This window comes from Bibersteinia trehalosi USDA-ARS-USMARC-188 (assembly GCF_000521725.1).
Lineage (GTDB): Bacteria > Pseudomonadota > Gammaproteobacteria > Enterobacterales > Pasteurellaceae > Bibersteinia > Bibersteinia trehalosi.
Genome location: NZ_CP006954.1, coordinates 415063 through 431912 on the forward strand (window position 1 = coordinate 415063; position 16850 = coordinate 431912).

Sequence of the window (16850 nt, forward strand, 5' to 3'; positions counted from 1 at the left end):
AAATTCTACCCCGAATTTGTAAAGTGTCAAGCTATCGAATTAAAAGGCTCCAACGATGCTAGAGCCTTTAATTTTATTAATGTGAGCTATTTTGTTGTTGCTCAATAAATTCTTGGTTAATTTCAATTTTGGCACGATCACGCAGATCTTGTACTACATTATTAAATAATAATACTTGTTCTGCTGCAGCAAATTGGCTGGCAACCGTATCAAATTGCGCTTTATCCCCATCTTCAATTTTATCTAATGCAATAATAAGCATATCACCATGGCTGTCACGTGCTATACGGTAGCTTGGCTTATCTGTAGGTTTTGGCATTGAAAACACAGTATCAGCAATTTCTGGTTGTTGAATTTGTGCCTGTGCAAAGATGATTTCCAATGAAGGGGCGAAAGTAGCACTATTGCTTTCGCCTGCTTGCAATGCTTTTAGTTCGTTTTCAACTTTTGTTTGTAGCGCGATATTGGCTTTCTCCAGTTTTACAGCTTCGCTTACGGCTGTTTTTGCCTCGTCTAAGCTTTGAGTTCTTTCCGCTTGATATTGGCTAACACGTAAAAACAAGGTTTTCGCTTCGCTACCATTACCTAATTCAATGCCTTCAGAAACTTGCCCATTACGACGTAAATCACTATTAAATAGCACTTTTAATACTTTTTCATCGTTTAAGGCTGTTGGTACATTGTCAGCAGTGAATTCTTCAGTGGTTTGAACTGTAGCTCCGCCTAATTTTGCAATATCTGCTAAAGAGCCGCTGTTGTCATAGGCAGTTTTTGCCATTTCACGAGCCGTATTGGCATATTCGCTTTGAACCAGTTCTTGGCGGATTGTGTCTGCAATTTGTTGTTTTACTTGCTCAAGCGGGATATTTTTTTCGCCTTTGTGATTGAGTAATTTGATAATGTGGTAAGCGTTATCAATTTTTACTGCTTGGCTAGTTTCTCCGACTTTTAATCCGCTTGCGGCAGCTTCGAATGCCGCAGGGTAGGTGCCAGCCTTCGCCCAACCTAAATCACCACCTTGAGCGGCTGAGCCTTTATCAAGCGATTTTTCTTGGGCTAATTTGGCAAAATCTTCACCATTTTTGAGCGCTTGTAACACGGCATTTGCATCTTGCTCATTGGCAACTTGGATATGCGCGAGCTGTGATTCTGCGCTAGAAACATAGTTGGCTTTGTTGGTTTGGTAGTAGGTTTCAATTTGAGTGTCTGAAACTTCTACTTTTGAAGCAACATCCTGCGGGCTGAATTCAATATACTCCACGGTGAATTTTTCAGGCGTTTTAAAGCTGTTTTGATGCTTTTGATAGAATGCTTGAATTTCTTCATCCGTCGCACTTTGCTTGGCGATTTCATTTGCAATTGGGTAAGTTGCAATGCGAATGTGGCGTTTTTGTAATAGTAATTTGGCTAACAATTCTTGTTGGGCTGGTACACTAAAATTACTGGTAATAATACCTTCTTGTAACTGCGACATTAACATACCTTGTGCGACAATGGCTGCATAATGTTCAGCGCTGATGCCGTTGTTGCGTAGGGTTTGTAGATAAAGCGCATTGTCAAATTTACCATTTTGCTGAAATGCTGGTGTGTGGACGATTTGCGATTTAACTTGTTCTGCGCTGATATTTAGCTTGAGATCGCTGGCATATTGACGTAACAATTCATCATTAATTAATTGATTGAATACATCATTATTAAATGCTTGCACATATGCAGGATCGTCTAATTTATCCCAGAATTTTTCACCTTCTTGAGCATTGCGTAAATTCTGTTCACGGTTTTTCGCTTGGATAAACTGTTGTTGAGAGATCTCTTCGCCATTAACTTTGACTGCAGAGTGATCTTGGAGCATTAATCCCCCACCAATTCCCCCCAGTACAAAAGAGAGCGAAACCAAAGCAAAAATAATTTTGAACAGAGGGCTGTTCGTCTTATCGTGCATTTTCTCGATCATTATTCTTTCCTAATTAAAATAAAAATTTCGCAGATTATACGTTAAAGCAACCAATTCTCAAATTCGAATTTTCATTAGTACATTTGCAAAATTTTTGGAAAAAACGAGCGCTTGTCGTGGGAAATTTTTGCTTTTATAAGGGATTTTTGTTTTAATTCTCACCGTTTGGTTATTCATTTATAAGGATTTTTTATGGGAATTTACGCCTATATCTGTTTTTTATCGGCGTTCTCAATTTTACTCGGTTTTGTTACCAGCAAAATCAGTGATAAGGTGCAATCGACCATTGCAATTACTGCCGCCGCGATGGTGAGTTCTTTGATTGTTTTGCTATTTGGTGCGTTTGGTTGGTTTAATATTGATACTGTCGCGAAAGAAGTGATGGAGCAGATCGATTTTAAAAGTTTCTTACTCAACGGGATTTTAGGATTCTTACTATTTGCTGGTTCGCTCGGGATAAAACTGCCTTTACTGAAAGACCAAAAATGGGAAATTGCTACTTTTGCACTCTTTTCTACCATTGCTTCTACTTTCTTTATTGGCTCAATGATTTATGGTTTTTGCCATTTAATTGGGCTCCCGATTGATTTTATCTATTGTGTTTTATTCGGTTCACTGATTTCACCAAACGACCCGATAGCCGTGATTGCCATTATAAAAAATTTGCGCGCTCCAAAACGAATTGCGATGCAGGTAGAGGGGGAATCGTTGTTTAATGATGGGGTAGGTTTAGTGGTCTTTGTTACCCTGTTAGCTGTTGCTTTTGGGGGGCAAGAAGCCAGCTTCTCAGGCATTATGGGGTTATTCTTACATGAAGCGATTGGTGGAATTCTGTTTGGTTTTGTGCTCGGTTTTATTGCACATATTTTAATTGCTAACACCGATGATGGAAGTTTAGAAATTTTATTGACTTTAACCATTCCTACAGCAGGTTTTATGTTTGCAACCAATGTATTGCATGTTTCTGGTGCGCTCGCGATGGTTGTTTCTGGCATTATGATTGGTAACTGGACACGCCGTTCAGGCTTTTCTGAACAGAGCCAGCGTTACCTTGATCACTTTTGGGAGATGATCGATCACTTCTTAAATGCGTTGTTATTCTTTCTCATTGGTTTTGCATTGTTGCTGATTGATTTTAATATCTACGGTATTATTTTGATGCTTGTTGCGGTGCCTGTTTGCTTGGCAGCGCGTTATGCAAGTCTTTGGATTCCTTTCCAATTACTTAAACGAGTGCGTACCTATAATCCTTATACTTTAAAAATTATGACATGGGGCGGGCTACGAGGAGGGTTAGCACTGGCGATGGCGCTTTCGATTCCATCAAAAACCGCTTTTGTGAATGGGATTGACGTGAAAGAGTTAGTGCTGGTAATGACGTATTCAGTCGTCATGTTCTCAATTTTAGTGCAAGGTTCAACGGTTGAGCCGATGATTCGAAAAGCTAAAGCCGTAGATCCTAATCGAGAAGAGTATTTAACACCGCAAAGTAAAAATCATTGATTTTTTATCCGCTTGCCGTATAATCCGCAGCTTCCGTGTCACAGCTGAATTAGAGATCGGCTGTTGATGAATTTAAACATACTTTTTAGGAGTAAAAAATGTCTCTAAGCGTAGAAGCAAAAGCAAAAATCGTTGCTGAATTTGGTCGTGATGCAAAAGATACTGGTTCTTCAGAAGTGCAAATCGCACTTTTAACTGCACAGATCAACCACTTACAAGCACACTTTGCAGTACATAAAAAAGATCACCATGGTCGTCGTGGTCTATTAAAAATGGTTTCACGTCGTCGTAAACTATTAGACTACTTAAAACGTACTGATCTTGCTAAATACTCAGAAACTATCGCACGTTTAGGTTTACGTCGCTAATTTCAGATTTTGAAAACCGAGCTTTGGCTCGGTTTTTTTATATCTCCGTCTTTCCCTGCAAATAAGAAGGAGATATTGCTGCAAAAACAAAGCCACCCGAAGGTGGCTTAATTAGAATAAGTTTAAATTACAGACTTTCTGTGAAAGTACGTGTAATGACATCACGTTGTTGCTCAGGTGTTAGCGAGTTAAAACGCACGGCATAGCCAGAAACACGAATGGTTAATTGTGGATATTTTTCTGGATTTTTCACTGCGTCTTCTAACGTTTCACGGCGTAAAACGTTTACGTTTAAGTGCTGACCACCTTCCACTTTAATTGTTGGGGCAACATTAACAGGGACTTCACGATAGCTAATTTGACCTAATTCGCTGATTGCCACAACTTGATCTTCTGCGTAATCAGCTTTAGCCGCTAGACAGCGTGCTTCGTTTTTCTCTTCATCTAATAACCAGAAAGAGTTAAGCAGATTTTTGTTATCAGAGGCAGTAATTTGAACACCTTTAATCATAGTAGAGCTCCTAATTTTAAAAAAGTTGAAAGTTTCAAAAATTGTTGAGCATTTTACACTGTTTAAAAAATAACGCTAGTATTTTTTGAACTTTTCAACAAAAGTTGAGGAATAAGATGAAAACTTGGAAAGACGCCATTGGTGAAGAAAAACAGCAACCCTACTTTCAACAGATCTTGCAATTTGTACATCATGAACGACTCTCGGGAAAAATGATTTTTCCGCCGCAGAGTGAAGTCTTTAGCGCCTTTGCGCTGACTGAATTTTCAGATGTCAAAGTGGTTATTTTAGGGCAAGATCCTTATCATGGATTGAATCAAGCACATGGTTTAGCATTTTCTGTTAAGCCCAGCATAGCGCCCCCCCCGTCATTAGTGAATATCTATAAAGAATTAGCACAAGATGTTGGTTTTCAAATACCGTCTCACGGTTATTTAGTCGAATGGGCAAAGCAAGGAGTATTGCTGCTCAATACTGTTTTAACCGTAGAGCAGGGGAAAGCGCATTCTCACGCAAACATTGGTTGGGAGCGTTTTACTGATAAAGTGATTGAGCAACTTAATTCGCATCGGGAAAAGTTAGTCTTCCTACTTTGGGGAAGCCACGCTCAGAAAAAGGGGCAATTTATTGATCGTCATCGTCATCATGTATTAACAGCCCCACATCCATCACCGCTTTCTGCACACCGTGGTTTTTTGGGGTGTCGCCATTTTTCTAAAGCGAACGCATATTTGAGCTCGCAGGGAATTCGCGAGATCAATTGGCAACTTCCATTATAAAAATGCCTTTCAAGGCGAGCAAATAACCGCTAGAATATACTATGTTTTTTTACAGTATTTAATTCGTAATGATTGATGACATTTGGCTTTATGTGGCGATAGCTGTTTTGGCTTTTATCGCCCTTTTTCTGTTTTTCTTCCATTCTCGTTCACAACGTGATGCTTTTGAGCTTCAGCAAGATCTCACACAGCTTCAAACACAGTTTGAGCAACTTTCGCTACGCCATGAACAACTTAGTGTTGAGAAAAATCAGTTGGAGCAGTTTGCCATACAGCAACAGACCCTTGCTCAAACTCAGCTTGAGCGTTTAGGTGAGCGAGAACAGAGTATCGCCAAATTACAGCAGAAAATCGAATTGGCACAAGAGCAAGAAAATCAGCTTGAACGCTATATTAATGAACTCAAAGAGCGAGTGGGTGCAGCCGTTGCAAAATCGGAAAGCTTAGATGAGCAGTTACAGGCGGCAACACAGAGCTTACAACATAAAGATAGAGAGAATGCGGAGTTATACAATCGCCTTAGTCATGTTCAGCAAGAACTTGTTGAGTTACGCACCTCTTTAAGTGAAAAACAGGCAAATTTTGAGAGCCAACAACGCCATTTTCTTGAGGTGCGTCAACAGCTCAATGTGGAATTTCAGCATCTTGCCCAGCAGATTTTGGAAGAGAAAAGCCAATCTTTTTCGCAAAGTAATCAAACTGCTTTAGATCTCTTATTGAAGCCATTTAAAGAACAGATTGACAGTTTTCAGAAGCGGGTAAATGAGGTGCATTCTGAGGCAATAAAAGGTAATGCGAATTTGGAAGCTGAGATTAAACGTGTGCTTGAAATCGGTTTGTCAATGTCGGCAGAAGCCCAGAATTTGACGACAGCTTTAAAAGGTAATAACAAGGTGGCAGGGAATTGGGGGGAAGTGCAGCTTGAAAGTGCATTACAATCTGCAGGCTTGTTGGCTGGAGAACATTATCTGGCACAAGAAAGTTATCGAGATGCCGAAGGTAACCGTTTTGCGCCTGATTTTGTGGTGAAGTTGCCAGATAATAAGCATTTGATCATTGATAGTAAAGTTTCTTTAGTCGCTTATGATCAAGCGGTGCGTTCGGAAGAAAATTTTGCAATTTCTCAGGCACTTGATGAGCATTGCCGTTCATTACGGGCTCATATTGATGGCTTATCAAAGAAAAACTATAGCAACCTGATCGGCATTAAAAGCCCTGATTTTGTTTTATTATTTGTGCCGATTGAGCCTGCCTATATTGAAGCGATGAAACACGATAGCCAGCTGTTTAACTATGGCTATGAGAAAAATGTGATCTTAGTTTCTCATACAACGCTAATGCCGATTTTACGTACAGTGGCGAATTTATGGCGGATTGAGCGAGGTAATGCAGAGGCTCGTGAAATTAGCGAAAAAGCAGGGGAAATTTACAATCAAGTTTGCACCATTGCCGAGCGTTTAGCCAAATTGGGGAATACACTGAATACTGCAAGCAATCAATATAATCTGACAGTGACTTCATTGGTGGGTAAGCAAGGGTTACTAGGAAAAGTAGAACGTTTTCAGCAACTTTCAGCAAAAGCGAGCCAAAGTGTGCCGCAGATCGAGCTACTTGAAAATGATTGGGATACAAGTCGCTTAGAACTGATTGTAGAAAAACCGCCAGAACATTTAGCCAACATGGAATTAGCGGAGTAAAGCAATGTTGCTCATTATCGATAATCACGATTCCTTCACCTTCAATTTAGTTGAGCTGGTTCGCAAAATAGGTGTAGAGATGGAAGTCGTTAATATAGAAGAACTGGATCTTGATAGGGTGGAGAAATTCAGCCATATTATGATCTCGCCCGGCCCAGACGTGCCAAGTGCTTATCCGAAATTATTTGCGATGTTGTCACGCTATTATCAATGTAAATCTATTTTAGGGGTATGCTTGGGGCATCAAACCATATGTGAATTTTTTGGTGGCAAACTCTATAATTTAAATATGGTTCGCCATGGACAGCAGCGCCCTCTGATTCAGTTACGCCCCAATTTACTATTTAACGATTTACCTGTGCAATTTAAGATTGGGCTGTACCATTCTTGGGGAATTTTGCAAAATTCTTTAGAAAACACACCGCTTGTGGTTACCAGTTTATGTGATCAAAATGTGGTGATGGCAACCCAGCACCAATGTTTGCCTATCTATACTGTACAATTTCATCCTGAATCTTTTATCACCGAATATGGTGAGCAAATGCTGAGAAATTGGTTAAATAGCTAAGAAAAGCAAACTATTTTTGTGATCTTGCTCCCAAAACTCGGTGTAAATTCTGCCTTTCTTTTCACAAACTGCTAGGCTCTCAATAAAAAGGAGAGCCTATGTTTTTTGCAAAATTGCCTCAATATTTAAGCGCTTGCTTGCTGATTTTTTTATTCAGCGGTTGCGTAAACCTACAAACGTCAGCTGATTTTGATAGAGATGAAGCACTAATAGCGCGAGCAAGCCTTGCTCTTGCTTATCTTGAACAGCAGGATTTCTCAAAAGCGAAAGAGAATATAGAGAAAGCCTTGAGCCACAATAGCCAACATTATTTGGCGCACCTTGTCGCCGCTTATTACTATCAGCAAATTAGCGATGTTCAGCATGCAGAGCAAAGTTATCAGGCAGCGATTCGTTTAAGTCATCAGATTAAGCAAAATTCACCATTGCCTGAGGTGCTCAATAACTATGGGACATTTTTATGCCAACAAGGTAAATTTGTTCAAGCTTATACGCAATTTGAGCAAGCACTTACAGGAGAAAAAGCTTATCTACGCCAAGGCGATACATTAGAAAATATGGTATTGTGTGCCAAGCAGGCTAACCAGTTAGAGAAAATGGCTCAGGCACTAGCGCGCTTAGCGCTATTAGATGCAGAACGGGCAGCAAAACTTGCAAAAATTGTCAAATAGCGGGACTCGGAGTACACTGCTTTCTTTTGGTAAGAGCTCGACTAGGGAGTGTTGATGTTACTCGAATCGCTGCAATTTAGTTTAAATGTAACATTACCGACTATCTTTATGATTTTACTCGGTATTTTTTTGCGTCGTCGCCGTTGGATTGATGATAATTTCTGCAATATGGCCTCTAAAGTCGTATTTAATTTTGCTTTACCTGCAACATTATTTCTCAATGTGGCTCGTAGTCCATCGGATTATTCAGGGCAGATAAATCTGATTTTGAGTGGGGCGATTGGTACACTATTGGTCTATTTGATCGCCGAATGGTGGGCTGGTAAATATATCCAAACACGTGGTTTACGCGCGATTTTTACACAAGGGACTTTCCGCTCTAATGCGGCGATTTTGGGTTTGGCTTTAGCCGTGAATGCTTATGGCTCAAGTGCTATGGGGAAAATTTCAGTATTTGTGGCTGTGTTAGTGATTATGTTTAATGTACTAGGGGTTGTGACATTACTAAAATCATTATCAGATAAGAAGATGAACCTAATGAATTTAACCCTTTCCATTTTGAAAAATCCATTGATTCTCGCGGTGATGTCGGGAATTATTGTGAGTGAATTTGAGCTATTTCCATTTATTCCAACAGCACTTAGCAAAACAGCGGATTACCTCGCGCATATTAGTTTACCGTTGGCATTAATTTGTACAGGGGCGAGTCTAAATTTCAAGCAATTAACCAAATTTAGCTCAACGGCAACCGTAGAAAACGAAGGAAGCCGAGTCGTATTTCTATCGGCTAGTGTACGGCTAATTATTGTGCCATTGTTGATGCTTGCGATTGGCAAATGGGGCTTTCACCTAGATCCAATTTCGCTAGGTATTCTCTTTTTGACGACTTCTAGTCCTGTAGCATCTGCGGTGTATGCGATGGTAAGACATTATGGCGGCGATGCAACTGTCACCGCTAATTTGATTGGCATTACGACTATCGGATCAATTTTTACCTCTAGTATCGGTTTATTTTTATTGCGTCAAATAGGTTGGGTATAAGCATTGTGGCAAATAATCTCACTAATTTGCTTTAAGCCATTTAAGCGGGTGCTGGTTAAATTTTTTGCAATATTTAGTTGATTAAAGACCGCTTGTAAATCCAATTTAGCTAATTCTTGCTTAGGAAGCTCATTAACGAATGTTATCACAATGGCGAGTATTCCCTGCATTAAGCGAGCATCACTATAGGCTTGAATTAGGCGTGGCTCTGCTTGGAACTTGAACCATAGCCTGCTTTCACAGCCGTAAATTTCAGGTAAGTTGGCAAGCTCGCTTTCCGTGTATTTGGGTAAACTGCGACTAAGTTGAATAAGCAAGCGGTATCTTTCTTCCCAAGATTTGCAAAGGCTAAATTGTTGCTCAATTTCGTTGAATGTCATAGGCATCCCCCTAAAAGTAAAAGGCGCATTGTACTTTTCCTGCTACTTTATGCAACCTCTAAAGTTTGTTAGAATTGCACGTTTTTCATTATATGTAAGGAACCAATATGTCAGTTATTCCTATGGTCGTTGAGCAGAGTGCGAAAGGTGAACGCGCTTACGACATCTATTCTCGCCTGCTTAAAGAGCGAATCATTTTTTTAAATGGTGGAGTAGAGGATGAGATGGCGAAATTAATCGTGGCACAACTTCTTTTCCTTGAAGCTGAAGATCCTGAAAAAGATATCTATATGTATATCAACTCTCCTGGTGGTGTAGTTACAGCTGGTATGGCAATTTATGACACCATGAATTTCATTAAGCCAGACGTGAGCACGCTTTGCATTGGACAGGCTTGTTCAATGGGTGCATTTTTATTATCTGGTGGTGCAAAGGGTAAACGTTTTGCTCTGCCACATGCACGCGTGATGATTCACCAACCGCTTGGTGGCTATCGTGGGCAGGCAACCGATATTGAAATTCATGCGGAAGAAATTTTAAAAATCAAACGTACATTAACGCAACGTATGGCAGAGCATTCTGGTAAGCCGTATGAGCAAGTGGCGAAAGATACTGAGCGCGATAATTTTATGTCGGCCCAAGAAGCGAAAGAATACGGTTTGATTGATGATGTAATTAGCCATAGAGAGCAAAAATAATGAGTAATTTTGAACAAGAGCCGCATTGCAGTTTTTGTGGTAGAAACCGCAAAGAAGTTGATGCACTAATTGAAGGCACAGAAGGTTATATTTGTAATGAATGCATCAATGAATCTTATGCATTATTAAATGGTGAGGAAGAGCCTTTAATTGATGAGGAAGATCGTGTAACGCCAAGTAATTTCTTTGAAAATGTGCCAACGCCACATGCCATTCATGCGCATTTAGATGATTATGTTATTGGGCAAGAGCATGCTAAAAAAGTGTTATCAGTGGCGGTGTATAATCACTATAAACGCCTACGCAGTGCCTTATCTGAGAATAAGGAAAGCGATGGTGTGGAATTAGGCAAAAGCAATATTTTGCTTATCGGCCCGACAGGTAGTGGCAAAACTTTGCTTGCTGAAACCCTTGCACGCCAACTAAAAGTGCCATTTGCTGTTTCTGATGCTACTACCTTAACTGAGGCGGGGTATGTAGGCGAAGATGCAGAAAATGTGATCCAAAAATTACTGATGAAATGTGATTTTGATATAGAGCAAGCAGAGCGTGGTATTATCTTTATTGATGAAATTGATAAATTGACGCGTAAATCTGAAAATCCATCGCTGACACGCGATGTTTCGGGTGAAGGGGTGCAACAAGCGCTATTGAAATTGGTGGAAGGTACGATTGCTAATATTAATCCGAAAGGGGCGAGAAAGCATCCTAAACAAGAAACCATTCAAGTGGATACGTCAAAAATTCTGTTTATCTGTGGCGGCGCTTTTGATGGTTTAGATAAAGTAGTAGAAAAACGTACTCATAAACAAGGTAGTATTGGTTTTGGGGCGGAATTAAAACAAAAACGCGATAAGGTTGAGCTGACAGAACTGTTCAAACAAGTTGAGCCAGAAGATTTAGTCAAATTTGGTTTAATTCCGGAGTTAATTGGACGTTTACCTGTTATCACACCGCTTTCAGAGCTAGATGAAAAAGCTTTAATTAAGATTTTAACCGAGCCGAAAAATGCGATTATCAAGCAGTATCAAGCGCTGTTTAAAATGGAAGGCACAGAGTTAGTATTCACCAAAGATGCACTGATTGCAATTGCTCAAAAGGCAATTTCACGTAAAACGGGAGCAAGGGGCTTACGTTCTATTGTTGAAAATCTCTTGCTAGATACTATGTACGATTTACCAACCCTGAAAGCAAAGAAAGTCACGATTGGTAAAGGCTGTGTGGAAAAAGGTGACAAACCAAAGATTGAATAAAATAGCTCTCCTATTAACATCGCGCGCGTTCCTTTTAAGGGCGCGCGTTTATGGCATCATACAGTATTGAGCAACGAGCAAAGGGAAAACAAGCGGTGGTTTTTCTGCTGAGTTTTACAAAATTCTCTCTTTACTCATTATCAGCGGCTCAGCGCTTAGGCAGAATTATATGAAAATCTGGCAATCCTTTAATTTTTTTACCATTCTACTTTTTCCATTCTCTTTATTATTTTGGCTACTGAGCCAATGTCGTAAGTGGTTGTATGCAAAACATATTTTATATAGCTATCGTGCGCCTGTACCTGTGCTAATCGTTGGCAATATTTCTGTTGGTGGCAATGGTAAAACACCTGTAGTGATTTGGCTTGTTGAACAATTGCAACAGCATGGGATAAAAGTCGGAGTGATTTCGCGAGGCTATGGTGGTGAGAATAAAATTTTCCCACAATTGATTAGCGCAACAAGTAGTTCTCAGCAAATGGGGGATGAGCCGGTATTGATTGCGCAGCGTACTGGCGTGCCTGTTGCAGTTGCGCCTAATCGTCGGCAGAGTATTGAATTATTGCTCAACCAATTTGAACTCGATTTAATTATCGCGGACGATGGTTTGCAACATTACGCTTTACAACGTGATATTGAGTGGGTTGTCATTGATGGTACACGCCGTTTTGGTAATGGCTTTCTGTTGCCTGCCGGTGGGTTACGCGAGTTACCAAGTCGTCTGCAAGATGTACAAGCGGTAATTTGTAACGGAAAAAATGCAAAAGCAGGTGAACATTTAATGCAGCTTGAAACTCATATGGCGGTAAATTTAAAAACAGGAGAACATCTTGCCCTACAGGAATTTAGCTATAAAAAAGTGGTGGCGATAGCTGGTATTGGGTATCCGCCACGTTTTTTTGCTATGCTGGAAAATTTAGGCGTGACACTTTGTCAGCGCCATGCTTTTGCAGATCACCAAGCTTATGATTTGGCTCGTTTACAGCCACTAACCAAATCAGATGAAATACTGCTAATGACGGAAAAAGATGCGGTGAAATGTCGCCATTTTGCACAAGATAATTGGTGGTATGTACCTGTTTCTGCACAATTTTCTGCAGAATCTACCGCTTGTTTACTTAAACCAATTCTAAATCTCGTGAGAAAAAATGATGAATGAAAAATTAGTTGAACAGCTTGCTTGCCCTATCTCTAATGGTAAATTGGAGTGGGATAAAGAACATAATCGCTTGATTAGTCGCACTGCTAATGTGGCTTATCCAATTGAAAATGGTATTCCAGTGATGCTGCCAGAAAAAGCGGAGCAATTAGCTTAATCGTGTTGTAGTAAAATGAGAAAGAAGATTACATGCGATTTTTTGATTGCCATACTCACTTAGATTACCTTGCGGAAAGCTTAAATGTATCTATCCCACAATTGCAGCAAAATGCACAACAGGCGCTGGTTGAACGCTTGCTTGTGGTAGCGGTTTTTGCAGAAAACTTTGCAAAAGTTAGCGCTTGTAGCCAAGCCTGCCCTGAGCATATTGTATATGGCTTAGGTTTACACCCTCTCTTTATTCGCCAACATCAGCGTGAACATCTTGATTTACTTGAAAAAAAACTGGCAGAGGTGGATCCTGCTTGTACCGCAGTGGCAGAAATTGGTTTGGAAAAAAACGTTGCTGAGCTTTGTACGCCTATATTATGGCAAAAGCAGTGTGAGTTTTTAGAAGCCCAATTAGCATTTGCCAAGCGTTTTCATCTGCCTGTTAATTTGCATTCTCGCAAAAGTCACGATGTGCTTGCATCATTTTTACGTAAGGCTCAGCTGGCACGAGCCGGAGTTGTGCACGGTTTTGCGGGGAGTTATGAGCAAGCGAAACGCTTTGTTGATTTAGGCTATAAGATTGGCGTGGGGGGAACAATTACCTACGTTCGAGCAAATAAAACTCGAGAAGCTATTCGGAAATTGCCATTAGACAGTTTGCTGTTAGAAACAGATTCTCCAGATATGCCGGTTTTTGGTTTCCAAGGGCAGCCTAATCGTCCAGAACGATTACAGATTACTTTTCGAACATTATGTGAACTGCGCCAAGAGCCCGCAGAGCAGATTGCAGAAACCATCTGGCAAAGTAGTGAACAGCTATTCTGGAAAAGCGCGAGCCAATAAGGCTGGCCTATTAACCGATGCCTAAGCTCGAGCTAATGTCCAAACTAAAATCTCACGCACGCCTTGTTTTTTTAATTCGGCACAAATAGCATTAAGTGTTGCGCCTGTTGTGACGACATCGTCGACGATTGCAACACATTGATAGGGTTTAATTGGAGCATAGCGAAAAGCAGCGCGTAGATTTTGCCGTCGTTCTCGCGCGGTCAATTTGCGTTGTGGTGTTGTAGCACGGATACGCTGCAAACTGTGTGTATCAAGTGGAATATTGAGCCATTTTGCTAATGGACGGGCGATTAGTTCTGCTTGGTTATAGCCTCGAAGCCACTGCCGCTGCCAGAACAGCGGGACTGGTAGAATGGCTTCAGGCAAGTGAAAGTAACACACTCGTCGTTGCGTGAGAATTTCTAATAGGAGCAAGCGAGCAAGTGCTTGATCTAGCCAATAATCTCCTCTGAATTTGAAACGTTGAATCCACTGGGTAAGCGGTGCTTTATAGGTGGAAATTTGCAAAATACGTTGCCATTTCGGTTCGTTTTGTAGGCAGATACCACAATAGGGTTGATATTCAGTTAATGTGGAACCGCAATGTAGGCAGTAAGGTTTTTTTTCTAGTAATTTTACGCACTGTGAGCAAAAACCATGTGAAGCGATTGCAATTGGCCCAGCACAATGTAAGCAACGAAAAGCGAATAAGTTCATCCTATTATTTCGTTATAACACTATATTTAGTATTTACTGTAGCAGTTTTTTGTGAGTAGATTTGATCTAATTTTGGGATCGAGATCGAAAAAATCGCTAAAATAAATGCTACGACAAGAGGAGTATTTATGCTACAGACACAACCTAAAATTGTTTTTTTTGATATTGATGAGACTCTTTATCTCAAAGCCGAAAAACGTATTCCAAATTCCATCATCGAACAAGTCATTCCTCGTTTGAAAGCGAAGGGAGTGATTCCCGCAATTGCAACAGGACGCTGTATTGGCGCATTTCCAGAAGCGCTCAAGCCATTATTAAATGAAGATGGCTTTGAACTATTAGTTAGTGTGAATGGACAATATAACTGCTATCAAAATCAAGTCATTAGCCAATATCCATTACCCTTTGAACGCATTGAACAGGCAATTGATAAATTAAATACATTAGGTATTGCGTATGCGTTGGTGAGTCATGATGAAATTGCTGTGTCATGTGCAACAGAAACGGTACATAATGCAATTTTTCCAATCAAAACCGACTATATTGTTGAGCCCAACCTGCACCATCAGCAAGCAGTTTATCAATTATTAGCCTTTTTTTCTGAATCACAGGAACAGCAAGTTATTGAAAGTGGTATTTTAGGTGAGGATTTGAAAATTGTTCGTTGGCATACAGACGGTGTTGATCTGCTAAGCAAACACAATTCAAAAGCTAAAGGAATTCAAGATGTTTTACGATACTTTGGCTTTAGCTTGGGACAAGCAATGGCATTTGGTGATGGCTTAAATGATCTGGAGATGTTGAGCCAGGTTGGTATCGGGATAGCGATGGGCAATGCTGAGCCGGCATTGAAGGCTCTCGCAGATTATGTCACATTGCCAATAGATCAAGATGGTATTTTACATGCACTTGAACATTATGGGGTGATTTAATACATCGCTAGTTTTCTATTAGCTAATTTTAAGCTAAACTATTCTCATTTTTAAGTGGTTATGGAGGAGGCCTTGTCATAACCGCTTATCTTTTTTATACGGTAATACTATGCAAAAATTATTCATTTCATCACTTTCCTTAACTCTTGCATGTACAGTTTTAGCAAATGAGCAGCAGAAAATTAACGATCGACTAGAGGATTCTCGCATTCAAACTGAGCAAAAAATGCCAGATTTCCCAACAGTAAAGAAAACAGCAGCACCGCAGCAAAGTACGGCTAATCATAGTATTAGTATGACCAAAGAACAGCTCGCCCAACATCCTGATTTAGTCATACGGGCTTTAGAGCCGGCTTTACTTTCTGGTAATGCCGATACCTTATCGCTGATTTTTCCTATCTATCAACAATTGCCAGAGCAATATCGCCACCCTTTAGCGACTAAATGGGCAATGGCGATCTTAGCGCGAGAACAAGAGAATTATAGGCAATCTATTCGACTTTACCGTGAAATCTTGGCAGAAGATGCGAATAATGAGGTAGTACGCTTGCAATTAGCCACGGTACTTTTTTCAAATAACGAATTAGAGGCAGCGGAAGATCAATTTAAAAAGCTACGTGCTGAGCCATTGCCACAAACAATTCAAGTATTAATTGATAATTATCTTGAAGCGATCACTCGTAAAGATCGTTGGACATTAAGCGGCGGGTTGACTTATCTAAATGATCCAAATATTAATAATGCGCCGAAATCAGGGACGACTTATGGTAACTGGAGCGCACCAAAGCGTGAAAGTGCAGAAGGTATAGGCTTTAATCTTGCGCTAGGTAAGAAATGGTCTTGGGGCAATGGTTTTTACAATGAATTGCGCTTAAATGGCAGTGGAAAATATTATTGGGATAACCGTAAATATAACGAAGTGACTGGACGTTCAAGTTTAGGGTTAGGTTTTCAAAATGCCAAAACAAACTTGGTGATTTTACCTTTTATGGAGCAAACGCTATATGCTGGTGGTAGCCGCCAAAGTGAAACGTTAAAACGTTTTTCTAAAGCAGCAGGTGGAACGCTTGAACTACAACATTGGTTAAATTCAAAATGGCAGTTTAATAGTTCTTATGAATATGCTGAACAACGTTATACCAGCCGTAAACATCTTAATGGCAATTATCATTATGTTTCCATGGGAGGGGTATATTTAGTGAATGCTAAACAGTATTGGTTTAGCAATGTGAATTATACCCGAATGTCCACTCGAGATGCGGATGACAGTTACTTCCGCCGTGGAGTTAATCTTGGCTGGCAACAAGAATGGAATTGGGGACTTTCCACCCGTTTTAGTGTTAGCCTAGCAGAAAAACGTTATAAAGCACCAATGCCAATCTTCCAAATTACGCAGCGAAATAAAGAATATGGGTTGCAAGGTTCAATCTGGCATCGCGCTATACACTATTGGGGAATTACACCAAGATTGACTTATAGTTTTACTCGAACAAGGAGCAATCACGCATTTTATAGCTATGATAAGCACCGTGTATTTATTGATTTTAGTCGCTCATTTTAAGTAATAACACCGAGTATCAATATCTTTTTACAAGCGGTCTAAATCTTGCAAATTTCTGCAAAATTTAGGCCGCTTGTTTTTTT

The 16850-nt window shown here is 40.2% G+C and carries 18 protein-coding genes; 14 read left to right on the top strand and 4 right to left on the bottom strand.

Features of this window, described 5'->3' with window-relative positions; translation table 11 throughout:
- Positions 1-76: 76 nt before the first annotated feature.
- Complete coding sequence (locus tag F542_RS02015; RefSeq protein ID WP_025266787.1) at positions 77-1954, bottom strand: SurA N-terminal domain-containing protein; 1878 nt, start codon at positions 1952-1954, stop codon at positions 77-79.
- Positions 1955-2146: 192 nt separating this feature from the next.
- On the opposite strand from F542_RS02015, the gene F542_RS02020 reads away from it, so the two are divergent.
- Both F542_RS02020 and rpsO read left to right on the top strand, forming a co-directional pair.
- Entirely contained in the window at positions 2147-3457 is a 1311-nt protein-coding gene (locus tag F542_RS02020) for a cation:proton antiporter (protein ID WP_025266788.1), read from the top strand.
- Between the two features lie 98 nt (positions 3458-3555).
- Positions 3556-3825, top strand: a complete 270-nt coding sequence (rpsO, locus tag F542_RS02025; RefSeq protein WP_015433249.1) for a 30S ribosomal protein S15 — start codon at positions 3556-3558, stop codon at positions 3823-3825.
- A 127-nt stretch (positions 3826-3952) separates the two neighbouring features.
- Here the strand turns inward: rpsO and grcA are convergent, their stop codons facing one another.
- Entirely contained in the window at positions 3953-4336 is a 384-nt protein-coding gene (gene grcA, locus F542_RS02030; protein WP_015433248.1) for an autonomous glycyl radical cofactor GrcA, read from the bottom strand.
- A 116-nt stretch (positions 4337-4452) separates the two neighbouring features.
- Between grcA and ung the strand changes: the two genes are divergently transcribed.
- The 5 genes from ung (at position 4453) to F542_RS02055 (ending at position 9092) form a co-directional block, all read left to right on the top strand.
- A complete protein-coding gene (ung, locus tag F542_RS02035) occupies positions 4453-5115 on the top strand; it encodes a uracil-DNA glycosylase (protein WP_015433247.1) in 663 nt (220 codons plus the stop codon).
- A gap of 68 nt (positions 5116-5183) precedes the next feature.
- Positions 5184-6812 carry a DNA recombination protein RmuC gene (rmuC, locus tag F542_RS02040; RefSeq protein ID WP_025266789.1) on the top strand — a complete coding sequence of 543 codons (1629 nt, stop codon included), beginning with the start codon at positions 5184-5186 and terminating at the stop codon, positions 6810-6812.
- Positions 6813-6816: 4 nt separating this feature from the next.
- Positions 6817-7380: an anthranilate synthase component II gene (locus F542_RS02045; RefSeq protein WP_025266790.1), complete on the top strand. Its 564-nt coding sequence runs from the start codon at positions 6817-6819 to the stop codon at positions 7378-7380.
- Between the two features lie 98 nt (positions 7381-7478).
- Complete coding sequence (locus F542_RS02050) at positions 7479-8051, top strand: tetratricopeptide repeat protein (protein WP_025266791.1); 573 nt, start codon at positions 7479-7481, stop codon at positions 8049-8051.
- A 54-nt stretch (positions 8052-8105) separates the two neighbouring features.
- Positions 8106-9092: an AEC family transporter gene (locus tag F542_RS02055; RefSeq protein ID WP_025266792.1), complete on the top strand. Its 987-nt coding sequence runs from the start codon at positions 8106-8108 to the stop codon at positions 9090-9092.
- On the opposite strand, the gene F542_RS02060 is transcribed toward F542_RS02055, so the two are convergent.
- Positions 9074-9472, bottom strand: a complete 399-nt coding sequence (locus F542_RS02060; RefSeq protein ID WP_015433242.1) for a SufE family protein — start codon at positions 9470-9472, stop codon at positions 9074-9076. The genes F542_RS02055 and F542_RS02060 overlap by 19 nt on opposite strands.
- Before the next feature lie 107 nt (positions 9473-9579).
- Here F542_RS02060 and clpP point away from each other — a divergent pair, with 107 nt between their 5' ends.
- From clpP to F542_RS02085, 5 genes are all read left to right on the top strand, one after another.
- Positions 9580-10170: an ATP-dependent Clp endopeptidase proteolytic subunit ClpP gene (gene clpP, locus F542_RS02065; protein ID WP_025266793.1), complete on the top strand. Its 591-nt coding sequence runs from the start codon at positions 9580-9582 to the stop codon at positions 10168-10170.
- Positions 10170-11423, top strand: a complete 1254-nt coding sequence (gene clpX / locus F542_RS02070; protein ID WP_025266794.1) for an ATP-dependent protease ATP-binding subunit ClpX — start codon at positions 10170-10172, stop codon at positions 11421-11423. The genes clpP and clpX overlap by 1 nt, the downstream gene beginning before the upstream one ends.
- A gap of 169 nt (positions 11424-11592) precedes the next feature.
- Positions 11593-12582, top strand: coding sequence for a tetraacyldisaccharide 4'-kinase (lpxK, locus tag F542_RS02075; RefSeq protein ID WP_025266795.1), 990 nt, complete (start codon positions 11593-11595; stop codon positions 12580-12582).
- Positions 12575-12739, top strand: a complete 165-nt coding sequence (locus F542_RS02080; protein WP_015433237.1) for a Trm112 family protein — start codon at positions 12575-12577, stop codon at positions 12737-12739. The genes lpxK and F542_RS02080 overlap by 8 nt, the downstream gene beginning before the upstream one ends.
- A 32-nt stretch (positions 12740-12771) precedes the next feature.
- Entirely contained in the window at positions 12772-13575 is an 804-nt protein-coding gene (locus F542_RS02085; protein WP_025266796.1) for a TatD family hydrolase, read from the top strand.
- Positions 13576-13596: 21 nt separating this feature from the next.
- On the opposite strand, the gene F542_RS02090 is transcribed toward F542_RS02085, so the two are convergent.
- Positions 13597-14274: a ComF family protein gene (locus F542_RS02090; protein ID WP_015433235.1), complete on the bottom strand. Its 678-nt coding sequence runs from the start codon at positions 14272-14274 to the stop codon at positions 13597-13599.
- Positions 14275-14402: 128 nt separating this feature from the next.
- Between F542_RS02090 and F542_RS02095 the strand changes: the two genes are divergently transcribed.
- Both F542_RS02095 and F542_RS02100 read left to right on the top strand, forming a co-directional pair.
- The gene (locus F542_RS02095) at positions 14403-15206 is read left to right on the top strand and encodes a Cof-type HAD-IIB family hydrolase (RefSeq protein ID WP_025266797.1); all 804 of its coding nucleotides are present in this window, start codon (positions 14403-14405) and stop codon (positions 15204-15206) included.
- Positions 15207-15315: 109 nt separating this feature from the next.
- Positions 15316-16767 carry a porin family protein gene (locus F542_RS02100; RefSeq protein WP_025266798.1) on the top strand — a complete coding sequence of 484 codons (1452 nt, stop codon included), beginning with the start codon at positions 15316-15318 and terminating at the stop codon, positions 16765-16767.
- The last annotated feature ends 83 nt before the right edge of the window (positions 16768-16850 follow it).

Excerpts from the sequence above, each read along its gene's own strand:
- F542_RS02055 (WP_025266792.1), top strand. The coding sequence starts at position 8,106 with ATGTTACTCGAATCGCTGCAATTTAGTTTAAATGTAACATTACCGACT.
- F542_RS02085 (WP_025266796.1), top strand. The coding sequence starts at position 12,772 with ATGCGATTTTTTGATTGCCATACTCACTTAGATTACCTTGCGGAAAGC.
- F542_RS02095 (WP_025266797.1), top strand. The coding sequence starts at position 14,403 with ATGCTACAGACACAACCTAAAATTGTTTTTTTTGATATTGATGAGACT.
- rmuC (WP_025266789.1), top strand. The coding sequence starts at position 5,184 with ATGATTGATGACATTTGGCTTTATGTGGCGATAGCTGTTTTGGCTTTT.
- rpsO (WP_015433249.1), top strand. The coding sequence starts at position 3,556 with ATGTCTCTAAGCGTAGAAGCAAAAGCAAAAATCGTTGCTGAATTTGGT.
- clpX (WP_025266794.1), top strand. The coding sequence starts at position 10,170 with ATGAGTAATTTTGAACAAGAGCCGCATTGCAGTTTTTGTGGTAGAAAC.
- F542_RS02060 (WP_015433242.1), bottom strand. The coding sequence starts at position 9,472 with ATGACATTCAACGAAATTGAGCAACAATTTAGCCTTTGCAAATCTTGG.
- F542_RS02080 (WP_015433237.1), top strand. The coding sequence starts at position 12,575 with ATGAATGAAAAATTAGTTGAACAGCTTGCTTGCCCTATCTCTAATGGT.
- F542_RS02020 (WP_025266788.1), top strand. The coding sequence starts at position 2,147 with ATGGGAATTTACGCCTATATCTGTTTTTTATCGGCGTTCTCAATTTTA.
- F542_RS02090 (WP_015433235.1), bottom strand. The coding sequence starts at position 14,274 with ATGAACTTATTCGCTTTTCGTTGCTTACATTGTGCTGGGCCAATTGCA.
- grcA (WP_015433248.1), bottom strand. The coding sequence starts at position 4,336 with ATGATTAAAGGTGTTCAAATTACTGCCTCTGATAACAAAAATCTGCTT.
- lpxK (WP_025266795.1), top strand. The coding sequence starts at position 11,593 with ATGAAAATCTGGCAATCCTTTAATTTTTTTACCATTCTACTTTTTCCA.
- F542_RS02100 (WP_025266798.1), top strand. The coding sequence starts at position 15,316 with ATGCAAAAATTATTCATTTCATCACTTTCCTTAACTCTTGCATGTACA.
- F542_RS02015 (WP_025266787.1), bottom strand. The coding sequence starts at position 1,954 with ATGATCGAGAAAATGCACGATAAGACGAACAGCCCTCTGTTCAAAATT.
- ung (WP_015433247.1), top strand. The coding sequence starts at position 4,453 with ATGAAAACTTGGAAAGACGCCATTGGTGAAGAAAAACAGCAACCCTAC.
- F542_RS02050 (WP_025266791.1), top strand. The coding sequence starts at position 7,479 with ATGTTTTTTGCAAAATTGCCTCAATATTTAAGCGCTTGCTTGCTGATT.
- clpP (WP_025266793.1), top strand. The coding sequence starts at position 9,580 with ATGTCAGTTATTCCTATGGTCGTTGAGCAGAGTGCGAAAGGTGAACGC.
- F542_RS02045 (WP_025266790.1), top strand. The coding sequence starts at position 6,817 with ATGTTGCTCATTATCGATAATCACGATTCCTTCACCTTCAATTTAGTT.